General features: G+C 50.8%; 12 protein-coding genes. 2 read left to right on the top strand and 10 right to left on the bottom strand.

The features are described 5' to 3' along the window. The first annotated feature begins 75 nt into the window (after nt 1–75). Nucleotides 76–1,227, top strand: a complete 1,152-nt coding sequence (locus E1757_RS03730; protein ID WP_133225453.1) for a polysaccharide deacetylase family protein — start codon at nt 76–78, stop codon at nt 1,225–1,227. A 36-nt stretch (nt 1,228–1,263) separates the two neighbouring features. Then, the gene (gene yfbR, locus E1757_RS03725; protein ID WP_133225452.1) at nt 1,264–1,863 is read left to right on the top strand and encodes a 5'-deoxynucleotidase; all 600 of its coding nucleotides are present in this window, start codon (nt 1,264–1,266) and stop codon (nt 1,861–1,863) included. Between the two features lie 313 nt (nt 1,864–2,176). On the opposite strand, the gene E1757_RS03720 is transcribed toward yfbR, so the two are convergent. From E1757_RS03720 to E1757_RS03680, 10 genes are all read right to left on the bottom strand, one after another. After that, nucleotides 2,177–3,109 carry a stalk domain-containing protein gene (locus E1757_RS03720; protein WP_133225451.1) on the bottom strand — a complete coding sequence of 311 codons (933 nt, stop codon included), beginning with the start codon at nt 3,107–3,109 and terminating at the stop codon, nt 2,177–2,179. Between the two features lie 151 nt (nt 3,110–3,260). After that, on the bottom strand, nt 3,261–3,677 hold the full coding sequence (locus tag E1757_RS03715; RefSeq protein WP_133225450.1) for a hypothetical protein: 417 nt from the start codon (nt 3,675–3,677) through the stop codon (nt 3,261–3,263). Between the two features lie 81 nt (nt 3,678–3,758). Further along, on the bottom strand, nt 3,759–6,923 hold the full coding sequence (locus E1757_RS03710; RefSeq protein WP_133225449.1) for an efflux RND transporter permease subunit: 3,165 nt from the start codon (nt 6,921–6,923) through the stop codon (nt 3,759–3,761). Then, nucleotides 6,920–7,513, bottom strand: coding sequence for a TetR/AcrR family transcriptional regulator (locus tag E1757_RS03705; RefSeq protein ID WP_133225448.1), 594 nt, complete (start codon nt 7,511–7,513; stop codon nt 6,920–6,922). Before E1757_RS03705 ends, E1757_RS03710 begins: the two co-directional genes overlap by 4 nt. A gap of 423 nt (nt 7,514–7,936) precedes the next feature. Continuing rightward, nucleotides 7,937–9,064 carry an NADH:flavin oxidoreductase gene (locus tag E1757_RS03700; protein ID WP_133225447.1) on the bottom strand — a complete coding sequence of 376 codons (1,128 nt, stop codon included), beginning with the start codon at nt 9,062–9,064 and terminating at the stop codon, nt 7,937–7,939. Between the two features lie 251 nt (nt 9,065–9,315). Further along, nucleotides 9,316–9,561 carry a hypothetical protein gene (locus E1757_RS37045; protein ID WP_342774514.1) on the bottom strand — a complete coding sequence of 82 codons (246 nt, stop codon included), beginning with the start codon at nt 9,559–9,561 and terminating at the stop codon, nt 9,316–9,318. A gap of 71 nt (nt 9,562–9,632) precedes the next feature. Continuing rightward, entirely contained in the window at nt 9,633–9,917 is a 285-nt protein-coding gene (locus E1757_RS03695) for a hypothetical protein (protein WP_133225446.1), read from the bottom strand. A gap of 10 nt (nt 9,918–9,927) precedes the next feature. Continuing rightward, nucleotides 9,928–10,395 carry a DinB family protein gene (locus E1757_RS03690; RefSeq protein ID WP_133225445.1) on the bottom strand — a complete coding sequence of 156 codons (468 nt, stop codon included), beginning with the start codon at nt 10,393–10,395 and terminating at the stop codon, nt 9,928–9,930. A gap of 45 nt (nt 10,396–10,440) precedes the next feature. Then, nucleotides 10,441–12,486: an ABC transporter ATP-binding protein gene (locus E1757_RS36885; protein ID WP_133225444.1), complete on the bottom strand. Its 2,046-nt coding sequence runs from the start codon at nt 12,484–12,486 to the stop codon at nt 10,441–10,443. A 34-nt stretch (nt 12,487–12,520) separates the two neighbouring features. Continuing rightward, nucleotides 12,521–13,369 (bottom strand): ABC transporter permease, encoded by an 849-nt coding sequence (locus tag E1757_RS03680; protein WP_246079025.1) that lies wholly within the window; start codon nt 13,367–13,369, stop codon nt 12,521–12,523. Nucleotides 13,370–13,435 lie beyond the last annotated feature (66 nt).

Below are 13,435 nucleotides of genomic sequence, written 5' to 3'. Positions count from 1 at the left end.
CAACCCATAGCCCTAGAATTATTATTCATGCCAGCAAGCAGCTATCGACTACATGACAAGGAGTTACGATCGTAGATGAGCAAACTCGTTATTAAAGCTATTATTCTTAGTGTCATCGGCCTCTGCATCGTCATACCGTCTCTTTATGCCGCCAAGAGCAGCGTGATTTATAAAGATCAGGTAGCCGTCATTATGTACCACCATGTGGACGACGAAGCGAAAAGCTCCGGAACGGTCACAACCAAGCTTTTTCAGGATCAGCTCGCTTTATTGAAAAATAAAGGCTACCAGTTCATTACGCTGAAGCAGTTCAAGGAATTTATGACGGGCGCTTCCGTCCCGAACAACGCGGTGCTCGTCACCTTCGACGATGGCTACGAGAGCTTTTATACGAACGCTTATCCGATCTTGAAAAGCATGCGCATTCCCGCCGTCAATTTCGTCATCACCGGCGACCTGGAAGACCCGCTGGCCAGCTACATTCCGTCCATGTCGCGCGATGAAATTATAGAAATGACCAATGACACCAACTTCATCGATCTTCAGTGCCATACGAACGGCATGCATCAAAAGCTGCCGGACGACAAAGCGATGCTGGTTGGACGCATCGTCACCAACGGCATCAAAGAAACCGAGGAGCAATACAAGCAGCGGATTGTTAACGATACCGCCCAATGCGTATCGAAGCTGAGCGAGCTGTATCCCGAGCCGATCGATACCTATGCCTACCCGTTCGGCATTTATGACAAGCTGTCCGTCCAGTATATCGGGCAGGGCGGGATGAAATTCGCTTTTACGATCGTGCCCGAGATGGCGACGCGGGATTTGGACCCGTTTCAAATTCCGAGAATTAATGCGGGCAATCCGGCCATAACGCCGGAAGGTCTGGAAAATTCGATCAAGCGCCGGGTGGTCGCGACCAATCATCCGTTCAATGAAGTCGATCTGACGGATACGATGAGCCAATTGGGCGGCAAAGCTGCGCTTAGCGGCAATCAAGTGCAAATTCAATACCAGAACGTTCATTGGACCGGTACGATCAACAGTCAAAACTTGACGGCGCTGCCCGGAGGCAAAGCGATTCATCTGCAGAAGCCGCTTATCTTGAAAAATAAAAAGGTCTATATCGGACTTAATGATCTGGAAACCGTGCTTGGCGTGCAGCTCGTTTATAACCCGAATTCGCAGAGTTTTTCCGTCCGGCAGACACCGGTTGTCAAGAAGTAACGAATACAAGTAACACGCATAGATAGGATGAACCCGATGGATAGTCATTTTTTCGCTTATATGTACCGGCTCCGCTATATAGAACGGTGGAGCCTGATGCGCAATGTCGTGAAGGAAAATGTGGCCGAGCACTCGTATCACGTGGCCATTTTGACCCACGCGCTGTGCACGATCGCTAATGTTGTGTTCGGACGAAACGTACCGACGGACAGCCTTGTCAGCAAGGCTTTGTTTCATGATGTGACCGAGGTGTTTACGGGAGACATCCCGACGCCGGTCAAACATCACAACCCGAAAATATTGGCGAACTTCCGCGATATTGAGCAGATGGCCGCGGAGCGGATGCTCGATATGGTTCCCGGCAAGCTGCGTGCGGTATACGAGCCGCTGATCGATACGAAGAAGAAGGCAGACAGTGCGGAAACCGAGCTGAACAAATATGTGAAGGCTGCCGATTTGCTCGATGCGTACCTGAAATGCGTCACCGAGCTGTCGGCCGGCAACAAAGAGTTCGGCAGCGCCAAAAAGCAGATCGAGAAATCGATCCAGGAGATGAATATGCCGGAGATGCAATATTTCCTCGATCATTTGGCGCCAAGTCTGGAAAAGACGCTGGATGAGCTGTCGGAGGAATAGCGGATCAAAGCGCGGGGACAATGAACAAATGGCTGAATGGCTGTTTCAAAATTGGCTTTCGAATGTTTGATCCCCGATCCGATATGAATTCTGGCCTACAGAAAGATGCCTCCACCCCACTTCCTTAGTGGCCTTGGAGGCGTCTTTGCATCGGGTCGGGGACTGATTCATTCGCCTCGCCCTTTAAGCAGCAGCCCTCTTATAATGAACGCGGATATGTAATCATAATAAGTCCCCACTCTTGAATGTCATTTGGCCTTAAATCATGTTAAGTGAGATACCTCCTGTTTTTATTCTAGTCGCGCTATTATAATTACTGCTTTAAAATATTATTCTCATTTTGCTTGATGTAATCATCAAGATCTTTAGTCAGATCGGTCGGAACATACCTACTTTCGCGCGAATTTCCAATATGCAGATTATTGAGATATTCAAATCTTTCCTCCCCAATATAAAAAACTAAGCGATACGCGTATCCATAGATAGGACTCTGATCCACCGCTTTTTTTAATTTGAGCTTTGTTACTTTATTCATAACAGTTTGAAAAACTTCCTCACCCGGATAAAAAAGCACCTCTTTTTTTCCCGGAAAGGCAACAGCCAGCTTATCAACTTTATCCATATCCTTTTGTACAATCTGCCCAAAAGATACTTCAGGCTCATTGGGGTCGGGATCTGCGACAATTTTTCTGCTGTTCACAGCTTCAATATCCACTTCAACCTTGGCGTAATTTCTGAAATCCCCTACGCCGACCGTTTCGAATGATTTGGGCTCATCCTCGAAGTCTTTGGCGCTAAATGACGCTTCTCCGATCTTGGCTCCATCCTGATTATAGAACGATAATTTGGCATCGATCGTTTTTGTCACCGACGGATTATACGATTTGATCTGACCGGAAACTCTGGTATCGTTTCCCTCTTTAGTTGCAATTAAGTTCTCGAGTGCAATAGATTGATATCTTGTATCGTAAATCGTAGAGCCGTCGTTTTTGATTATGACCTGTTGTTTTTCCGAATCATAACCTACCGCAGATCTCAAATGTTCTGCAGCAAAACGAATGGGTACGTAAATGTGACCGTTGTAATTAATAACGCCTCCGTATTCCTCTCCTACCGCAACCTCTTTGCCATTAATATCGAAGGTTGTCTTATTCAGTATGGCTTGAATCGTTTCCGATGACGCATACACCATACTTGTTGCCGAAAAAAGCAAGCCGCAGCCGAGACCAAGTATAAACTTTCGCATCCAAACGCCTCCTCAAAAGGACTGATACAACATTCGACGCTAATATTAATAATTCGTTTCTTTATTTTGTTTTTTCCTATTTATTACACGCAAAAAGAAGACTCTCATAACGCGAGAGTCTCCATAATTTTATAAAAAAGTCTTCCATCTCTTAAAAAGGGAATTTCATCATCGTGACGATCAGGAAAAAAATAATGCCGCACATCATACTGAGAGACTTGATTTTTCCTTCGTTCGCCTTAATGCTCGCACCGTCCGGATCGGCCAACGCCTTGCGCATCGCGCTGCCGAGCACGCCGGTCAATCCACCCAACGCCAGAAATAATACGACCGCAACAATCATCCATGGCACAGAATAACCGCCCTTGCCAACCAAATAGCCGCCCGACAGCAATGAAATAACAAGCGCCAGCTGACCGGAACGGTTCGTAGCGTACAGCACGTTCAAAAATCCGACCTGCGCCGCCCCGGACATCGCGCTGATGCGCATCGACAAGAAAGGGAACATCAAGTAAACACCCATTAAAATAGCCGCCAACACATGTAAATACATAAACACTCTATCCATTGCAAGCCCCCGTAAAAACAGAATTTACGTACAGTATACCCGATCCGGGACAGGCTAAGCAAATAATGGAAAGGATTTGACTCAGGCATGAATTTTCGCGCCTTCCCGTTTCGCCGCTCGCTTTTCACGCCACGTTTCCAAAATGACAAACAGCGAAGGCACGACGATCAGCGTCAGCAAGGTGGAGTAGATCAAGCCCGATATAATTGTGATGCCCATCGGCCTCCACAGATTGCCGCCCATAATTGTCATCGGCAGCAAGCCGCCGATCGCTGTCGCCATCGTCAGCAGGATCGGCCGCAGCCTGGCCCGGCCTGCCTCTGCCACCGCTTCATGCAGCGGCAAGCCGCGCTCGCGCGCCTGCTCGATAAATTCGATCAAAATAATCCCGTTCCGGACGACGATCCCCGCTAGGCTGACCAGGCCCATAAGCGCCATAAAGCCGATCGGCGAATTTGTCAAATACAGGCCGATCACCGCCCCCCCGGCAGCCAGGTATACGGTGGACAGAATCAATACCGGGATGGATAGCGAATAAAACTGCATGACCATCAAAATATAAATCAACAGCACCACTACAATGGACAGCTTGCCGATTGCCGCAAAGGCATCGTTGCGCTCCTCGTTTTCACCGCCAAATTCTACCGTATATCCGTTCGGCAACGGATAGCGGCTAAGCTCCGCCTTCAAGTCCTTCACGACATCGTCAGGCAGACGGTCCTGCGTATAGCTTCTGACGATAACCGTCCGCGTCTGATTGCGGTGATGAATCGACTTGATCATTTGGCCGCTGCGAATATCGCCCAGCTCGCGTACCGACACGGTGCCTCCCTTTTGAGTCGGAACGTACATCTGCTTCATCGTCTCCAGCGGACTCGCTGCGCGTTCCTTCGCATACAAGGCAACATCGAGCAGGTCTTCATCCTTCTGCATGGTCGTAATTTTAAGACCTTCGGTTGCGATGCGCAGCGTCTGCGACAAATCTTTCTCGCTGACGCCGTACAGCTGCAGCTTGGCCGGGTCAGGCAGCATCTCGTACTTGTTCATGTCCGTTCCAACATCGTCCGTTACGCTGACCGTTCCCGGAATTTGCTTGAGCATCGACTGAACGTCGCCCGACAGCTGCCGCAACTGCTGCAGATCGCCGCCGCTGATGCGGATCGCAATCGGGGCGCCGACCGGCGGGCCCTGCTCCAGCTCCCTTGGCGTCACCTCGATCTCATCCGGCAAAAGCTTTTTCAACTCCGTCCGCCAAACGCTCACGACCTCCTTCGTATGAATAACCTTGGGATCGATTTTGACAAACAGCTGGCCGAGCTCGATCCCGGTTTGATCCGATTCGGAATAATAGAAGCGCGGCGTGGAGCGTCCCGAATAGGCGGAGACGAACTTAACGCCATTTTGCCCTTGAATCCAATCCGCAGCCTTCATTAGCGTATATTCCGTTTCCGCAAACACGCGGCCCGTCGGCAGCTTGAAATCGATCAGCATTTCATCCTTCTCCGCCGGCGGAAAATATTGCACGCCCAGCAAAGGAAGCAATCCGAAGCTGCTCGTTCCGATCAGCAGGGCTGCCATGCCGGTTAAAAGCGGCCGCTTCAGAAAGCGGTGGATCTGCTTGCCGTAAAAGGAGCTGAGCCGCTGAATCTGCTTGCCCAGCAAGCCCGGCGACAGCAGCTCCGCCTGTTCCGCACCCGACTGCATTGCTGCAGCGGCCGAGGTCTCCGCAGCGGCCGTACCGGCCGCCGTTGCGCGCGGTGCCGACTTACTCCTGCGCAGCGCACGTTCGCCGGCCCAGTGGCGAAAGATCGGGATGATGGTTAATGACATTGCCATCGAAGCGGCAAGCGTTAACGATATGACCACAGGCAGCGGACGAATAAAGCTGCCGATATTTCCCTTCAGGAAGAACAGCGGCAAAAACGCTGCTGCCGTCGCAATCGTCGCCGTAAGAATCGACACCGCTACATCTCGGCTGCCCTCAAGCGAAGCTTTTGCCGGAGAATCACCCAGCTGCAGCCGCCGCTGTATATTGTCGTTGACAACTATCGCGTCGTCCACCAAAATACCGAGCACAATGACGATCGCGACAACGGTAATCTGGTTAAGGTCAATGCCCATCCATTCAACCGGAATCAAGCCTACGGTTATCGATATCGGAATCGCCAAAGCGACAATCCACGAGGTGCCGAATGTAAGGCCGAGGGAGCAGACCAGAATGACGACGGCAATACCGATTAACAGCTCGCGTCCCAAATCCCGGAACAGATGATCCAGACTTTCCTTCTGCGTAAATAACGATACAAGCTCCACCTGTTCGGGAAGCTGCTTGCGCAGCTCGCCGACCTTGGCGTCGATCAGCTTTTGCAGCCCGGGGATATCGGCCCCTTTTTCCGCATTGATGACAAGGTCGAGCGAAGGCTTGCCGTTATGTAAAATGCTGACCTCCGCATCCTTCGGACGAAGTTTCACCGCCGCGACGTCGCGAATTTTCAATGCTTTGCCGCCGGGAAGCCCGAGCAGCTCCGTATCCGCAATTTCCTCCACCGACTTCCACTCACCGGACATATCGACATAAAACGATTTGGCACCCTGCTTCACCGTACCAAGCGGCACCCGGTCGTGCTTGGTCATTAACGACTGGGCGACGATGTTCCACGGAAGCTTCAGCGTATCCATCTTCTCCGTATCAAGGATTATCGCAACTTCCTGATCGGGCAAGCCTACGATGCTTACGTCGCTGACGCCCGGGACTGTGCTAAGCTGCTTCTTCCACAGCTCCATCGTCGGTCTTAGCGGCTCCAACTGCTCCGGCGTGTCGACGACAAAATGAAAAATTTGCTCCGCGATCTTGCTTAAATCGTCGTTGACGACCGGCTTCTCCGCTTCGCTTGGCAGCTCGCTTTCCGCGGATTGTACTTTTTGCCGCAGCGTATCCCAGGCGCGCTTGATATCTAAATCCGGTTTAACTTCCACATTGATGATCGACACATTAGCCATGGAAGTCGAGCTCATGATGGAAATGCCGCTCATTTCCTTGATCTTCTCCTCCAGCGGCCGCGTGACGAACTGCTCGACCTTTTCAGGGGAAGCGCCGGGATATACCGTTTTAACCAACGCAACCGTCAGGTCAATCTCGGGATTTTCCCTTTGCTTCAGCGTGAATACATTCACAATACCCATCAGCACCGCCATCAAAAAGAACAGCAGTGTCACCTTCCGGTATTTCAGCAGGGCAGCGATCATTCGTCGACCACATCCGTCGGCTTCGGCGGGCATTGTGCCTTCGAACCCGCGAGCACTTGGGCTATAGCTTCGATATGGGATTTATCATAGTGTTGAACGATAAAGTATTGGTAAGCTACCATTTCAACCATCCCAATTTTGGAATAAGCCGCCACCTCAAGCTGCGCCTCCGAGTAATTAGGAAAAGCGCCCCATTCCATTAAGGATTGCTTAATAACGAGCATAATTCTCCGGTAAAAAGCATTCGAAATATCTTCAATCTCCGAGGATGCCGCCCCATGCCGATTTAAAATTTTCAAAATGCTTTTATTATCGTAATACACCTCCAGCGTTTCAAGCATCATCCGGTAAAATGATTCTTCCTTAACGCTTCCCGAACAGTTTCGTTTAATGGCGACTGCCATTTCATCCAAGCACGATTCGGCGATGCTGCGGAATAAATCTTCCTTGCTTTTAAAATATAAGTAAAAAGTTCCTTGAGCGACACCCGCTTCTCGCACAATATCGGATACCTTCGTATTATGATATCCTTGTTCCTCAAAGAGCTTTAACGCAGCTTCTATAATGCCTTCTTTCTTATCCTCTCCCATCCTTGGAGAACCCCCTTGCCATATTTTATGTTATGACTGACTGATCAGTCATTTTTTTATTTTAGCATCATTATCCAGTGTATGCAACTTCCCCGCAGCTCCACTGAAAACCTATACTTTCTATCATTATATAATAAAAACGCCTTGCGGCGTCCTTGGTGTAAGATATACGTTTGAGCGTTGGGAGGGATGGATGTGGGGTTACAGCCGTTGTTGAAGTCGTGTTCCTTCGATTAGACCGGACAGGGGGAACACGACTTCAAAGACGGCCCGTAAACTTTCCACCCCACATTCATGCCCTCTTACTGTTCTACTCTTGTGTCTTCTGCTACCTCTTTTTTTACTAACCGGTCTTCGATCCTGTATTCATAACCATGTACACCTTTGTCGTATTCCGGGTACATGGCTCCGCCGCAAGCTTTATCAGGACAATGACCGTAAAGCATCCGGGGTAAACGGAATCAGCTCATCAAGCCGGCCATCGCGAATTTTGGCAGCCCAAGCCGGATCTACCAGCAATGCACGACCGACAGCGACCAGGTCAAACTCTTCTCTGCTTAATTTTTCAATTAACGTATCCACGTTGGCCGTACCTGCGCTTTCGCCTTTAAAAGAAGCCAAAAACTCATTATCCAAGCCTACGGAGCCTACTGTGATGGCGGGCTTTCCAGTCAGTTTTTTGACCCAACCTGCAAAGTTCAGGTCCGAGCCCTCGAACTCCGGCTCCCAGAAGCGGCGGGTGGAGCAATGAAACACGTCAACGCCCGCTTCCACTAATGGGGAAAGAAACTGGGCAAGCTCATCAGGATTTACTGCCAGTTTCGCTTGGTAATCCACTGATTTCCATTGCGATAAACGCAATACAATAGGGAAATCCGGACCAACGGCACGGCGGCATGCTTCGATAATTTCAGCGGCAAACCGGGTTCTTTTCACCATATTACCGCCATAGCTATCCGAGCGTTGATTCGTTTTTTCCCAGAAAAATTGATCAATCAGATAGCCGTGCGCCCCATGAAGCTCGATGCCGTCAAAACCAATTCTTTTGGCGTCAGCGGCCGCCTGCGCAAAGGCTACAACAACGGATTCGATTCTTGCTTGGCTCATCGGCTCGTTAACTTTTTCACTTGTGGCAATGTCAAGACCCGAAGGACCAATCGGCTTTTCATCAGGATTTGGCAATGCACCAATCTTGCGATGCGTACCGATGTGCCACAGCTGCGGCATAATCAGCCCGCCCGCTTCGTGCACTTGCGAAACGACATGAGCCCAACCATCCAACGCTTCCTTACCATGAAAATTGGGGATGTTAAGATTATCCGTCGCTGCCGGATCGTTAATTAACGTTCCCTCCGTAATAATGAGTCCTACGCCATTCTCCGCACGGCGGCGGTAATAAGCAGCCACATCGGGACCCGGCACGCCTCCGGGGGAGAAGGCTCGAGTCATGGGAGCCATGACGATGCGGTTCTTTAATTTCAGTTTTCCTATTGTAAAGGCTTCGAACAATGGCTCCGTCTTTGCGGATGACTGGATCTCTTGATTATTCATTCCTTATTACCTCCGTTATGAGATGAAGTTATTCGGTTATGTCTTATCGCCGCTAACTGTTATCATATTCATTACAGTTATTGAAATAACTATACCATATTTTTTTGTATACGGCTACTCGCTTATTTGCGGCGTGACCAACTACCTGCGTTCATGCCCATGGAACCGTTTCAGACATCAAAAGGAAAGAACGTTAACCCGTCATGCATCAACGTTCGTTTAAACTTATATTAGCTTGTTAATCATCCCCATCATCCCTTACTATGGAGCGACTGTACGGCAGTTAAAGCGAATAAGGAGACCGCGGGAGCCAAATCTTCTTCATTCAAAGTAAAATTTCGGATGATGCCATTCCTCCGTCCCGCTTGTTCCAAGTGAACCCCTTCCAAGGCTCCCTCCTTGATCATCTCCAGCGCCCCGGTGCCTTTCTCTTCAGAAGGCTGAACGAGCAAGCGAACCCGGCCATTCCATCGGGCGGAACTTCGTTTCAGCAGCACAGCCGCGACAAGCACAGCCGCCGTATGAAAATCATGCCGCAGGCATGCATCATGCCGTCAGCCTCAGAGGCTTAAGGCTGCCCTGTCTCTTCCTTGACAAGCAATGCGTCCAGATCAGCCCGCAATGCGATAGTGGGTCCATGCCCGCCTCCCTCTATTTCGGCCAATACGCCGACAGGCAAACCGACCGGAATCGTGGGTATCCCTGCCCCTCCAAATATTCCCGGACCTTTCGGGCTATCTTCTGTCTCATACTCCTGCATCGACAGCTCGGGGTGGCGGTGCAGCTCCCGCCTTATCTCAATAAGCCGACGCAGCCGACGCCCCGCTTCTTTCGCAAGCCATTCTGGCGTCATACGGATCTCCTTACTGATAGGCGTTCTTAATCCTGTCAATCTGCAATAAATGGGTGTCCACATGCTTTATAAACGATTGGAAGGACTGAAGAAGCGTTACCGGCTCCCCTTTAAAATTGATCCCCGTCCTGCTCCAGGCGTCTGCAGGCAGCCGGTCGAACAGCAGACTGTTATAGGTAAGAAGAACTCCGAATACGTCAATAATATCGTTTGCCGAGCCCTCGTTCGCCCTGCTCTCGCTAACCCACGGATCCTGCTGGAACGGCGGCAATTGCGCCGCATGTTCGGAAATAAGCTTTCGGATGCGGAATGAGAAGACGATACTGTGATCCGTCAAGTGAGACAGAACTTCCGTGACGCTCCATTTGTCCGGGGCCGGCTTCCACTTCAGCTGCTCTTCCGATAATCCCTCGATAGCCGATTTTAGCTTTTGATACGTGTTCTTATAGCTTTGAATATCAATCGTCGTATGGCTCATTATATACATTCCTCCATGAATTCGTATAAAAGTCATTAGCACAGGTTACAAAGGATAGTGGCATGCAGCCCAATGACCCGCTTGAAGCTCCCGTAGCTCCGGCTGGAGCTCTTTGCATTTGGCCATTGCTGCCGGGCAGCGGGTATGAAACCGGCAGCCTGACGGGGGGTTGGAAGGCGAAGGCATTTCGCCCTTCAGTTCGACAAGCTCACTCTTACGAGCAGGGTCGGGCAAAGGAATCGAAGAAATCAGCGCTCGGGTATAATGATGCGCCGGATGCCGGAACAGTTCCTCGCTCGGAGCAATTTCGACCAGTTTACCAAGATACATAACGCCGATGCGGTTGGATATGTGGCGAACAATCTGCAGACCGTGAGCGATAAACAGATAAGTAAGCCCCATTCTGCTCTGCAAATCCTGCAGCAGATTGACGATTTGCGACTGCACGGATACGTCGAGCGCAGACACAGCCTCATCCGCCAAAATAAATTTAGGATTCAGCGCAATCGCTCTCGCTATACCGATTCTTTGCCGCTGTCCTCCCGAAAATTCATGAGGGTAGCGGTTATACCATGACGCATTTAACCCAACCATTTCGAGCAGTTCCTCCACACGGACCCTTTTCTCGTTTCCTTTCAACAGGTTATGCACTTCCAGAGGCTCGCCTATAATATCTCCAACCTTCCAGCGCGGACTAAGCGATCCGTACGGATCCTGAAATATCATTTGCATGCTGCCCCGGGCTTGGCGAAGCTCCTCGCCGCTTTTAAGAGTCAAGTCGCTCCCTTGAAACCTTATTTGCCCGGCCGTAGCCTTCTCAAGCTGTAGAAGCACTCGCCCCAGCGTCGATTTGCCGCTGCCGGATTCGCCAACAAGGCCGAATACTTCACCTTGCTGAATCGTGAAAGAGACATCATCCACGGCTCGGATCGAAGCGCCGTTTTTACGAAAAATCCCTTTGTTGACTTTATAGAGCTTTTGCAGCCCTGTAACCTCAAACAAGTTATTCTGCACAGCCGCCGGCTTCCGGTCGGGGTTCGCAGAAACGTCGGCGGGAAAGTCCGCTTTGGCAAACGGGACAACCGGTTCAGGCTCATCCGCTGCCCAGGCTGTCATTGCCAGCTCCTCGACGTGCCAGCATGCTGCCTCCCGCCCATTGATCTCAAGCAATGGGGGATTATGTCTCACGCACTTTTCCGATGCATACGGACAGCGCGGATGAAACCGGCAGCCCGATGGAAGCTCTGCGAGATTCGGGATCGACCCTTCGATCGAATACAGCCTCTTGTCACGGCTGCCCTCCAGTGTCAAAATCGATTGCATCAGTCCTTTCGTATATGGATGGTAAGGCTGTTCGAAAAGCTGCACAGCTGTCGCCTGCTCCATGACCCTGCCTGCATACATGACGACAATTCGATCCGCCAGCTGCGAGGCAACGCCCATGTCGTGCGTGATCAACAAAATCGACATGTTATACTCCGCTTTCAGCTCCTGCAGCAGCTGCAAGATTTGAGCCTGTATCGTCACATCCAACGCAGTCGTAGGCTCATCGGCAATCAGCAACTCGGGCTCGCAGGCCAGCGCCATGGCAATCATCGCCCGCTGCAGCATGCCGCCGGACAGCTCATTCGGATATTGGCGCATTCGCAACTCGGGCTCCGGAATCCCTACTCTGCGCAGCAGTTCGACGGATTGGCGTGCGGCCGCTTGCTTGCTTACCCGTTTGTGCTGAACGATACTGTCCACAATTTGACTCCCGATTGTAAAAACAGGGTCGAAGGCCGCCATCGGCTCCTGAAATATCATAGCCATCTTTTTCCCGCGCAGCACACGGATTTGCTCCTGGGTTAAGGCAGTCAACTCCACTCCGTCCAGCGCAATGCGTCCATTCGAGATCACGCCATTCTCATAATCGATCAATCTCATGACCGACTTGGAAGCAACCGTCTTGCCGCTCCCCGATTCTCCGACCAGGCACACGGTTTCGCCAGCTTGAATGGAAAGAGAAACATCCGCAATTGCAGTGAGCAGCCCATGCTTGGTGGCAAAATCGACCGTCAGATGCTGAATATCGAGAAGTGTCAAGTCCAAACCCCTCCTGGAAAAAATATCGTCTAGGCGTGCCTCAAGTTCTTTGCTTCTTGGGATCCAAGTGGTCTCTGAATTTATCTCCTATTAAATTAACCGACAAAACAAATAAGGTTATGGCCAGCCCGGGGAAGGTCGCCATCCACCAGGCCACGGTTAAATATCCTCTCCCTTGAGATAACAGCGTGCCCCAATCCGGAATTTCCCTGAATACGCCCAGACCGAGAAAGCTGAGCCCGGAGCCGATCAGAATGGAAGATCCTACGCCAATCGTTCCCATAACGAGCAGAGGCGATAACGAATTCGGCAGTATATGGCGCGTAAATATATGCAGGTGCTTCGAGCCAATCGACCGGGATGCGGCAATAAACGGCCGCCCTTTTAATGCAATCACTTGACTTCTCATTACCCGGGCATAACCCGGCACGGCCGAAATACTGACAGCCAGCACCACATTGAAGAAGCTTGGACCAAGCGCAGCGGCAATAGCCAGCGCCAGCAAAAGGCCGGGAATGGTCATGAGCACATCGACGAACCGCATCAGAAGCCCATCGACCCATCCTCCTATATAGCCGGACAACGCTCCCATGGTCCCCCCGGCAGCTGCGCCAATCAACACCGAGACGACCCCGATGAACAAGGAGTCCCGGCTGCCGTATACGACTAATGAAAATACGTCCCTGCCGTAATAATCCGTACCGAATATATGCGCCGCGCTCGGGTGCTTCAGAATGGCATCAGCCATCATTTGCGTCGGCGCGTAAGGAGCAATCCATTGCGGAAAGAGCGCGCATACAATAATGGCCATAACGATAAGACCGGCTGTATAGACGAAAGAATCCGCGATTGACACCATTTTTTTACCGATTTTGAAAGATAAATGCAGCTTTTTTCCAGGCAACACGGCTTCTGCAGATACGGCATGCTTCACAACCATTCTCCTTCCCTCTAA

It is taken from the genome of Paenibacillus piri (assembly GCF_004354045.1).
GTDB classification, from domain to species: Bacteria; Bacillota; Bacilli; order Paenibacillales; family NBRC-103111; genus Paenibacillus_S; species Paenibacillus_S piri.
This window is presented reverse-complemented; position numbering and strand designations above follow the sequence as displayed.

Bases quoted from the DNA above. Each gene is read 5' to 3' on its own strand.
- E1757_RS03695 (WP_133225446.1), bottom strand. From the start codon at position 9,917: ATGACGCCAGAATGGCTTGCGAAAGAAGCGGGGCGTCGGCTGCGTCGG.
- E1757_RS03720 (WP_133225451.1), bottom strand. From the start codon at position 3,109: ATGCGAAAGTTTATACTTGGTCTCGGCTGCGGCTTGCTTTTTTCGGCA.
- E1757_RS03710 (WP_133225449.1), bottom strand. From the start codon at position 6,923: ATGATCGCTGCCCTGCTGAAATACCGGAAGGTGACACTGCTGTTCTTT.
- E1757_RS03730 (WP_133225453.1), top strand. From the start codon at position 76: ATGAGCAAACTCGTTATTAAAGCTATTATTCTTAGTGTCATCGGCCTC.
- yfbR (WP_133225452.1), top strand. From the start codon at position 1,264: ATGGATAGTCATTTTTTCGCTTATATGTACCGGCTCCGCTATATAGAA.
- E1757_RS03700 (WP_133225447.1), bottom strand. From the start codon at position 9,064: ATGAATAATCAAGAGATCCAGTCATCCGCAAAGACGGAGCCATTGTTC.
- E1757_RS03705 (WP_133225448.1), bottom strand. From the start codon at position 7,513: ATGGGAGAGGATAAGAAAGAAGGCATTATAGAAGCTGCGTTAAAGCTC.
- E1757_RS03715 (WP_133225450.1), bottom strand. From the start codon at position 3,677: ATGGATAGAGTGTTTATGTATTTACATGTGTTGGCGGCTATTTTAATG.
- E1757_RS03690 (WP_133225445.1), bottom strand. From the start codon at position 10,395: ATGAGCCATACGACGATTGATATTCAAAGCTATAAGAACACGTATCAA.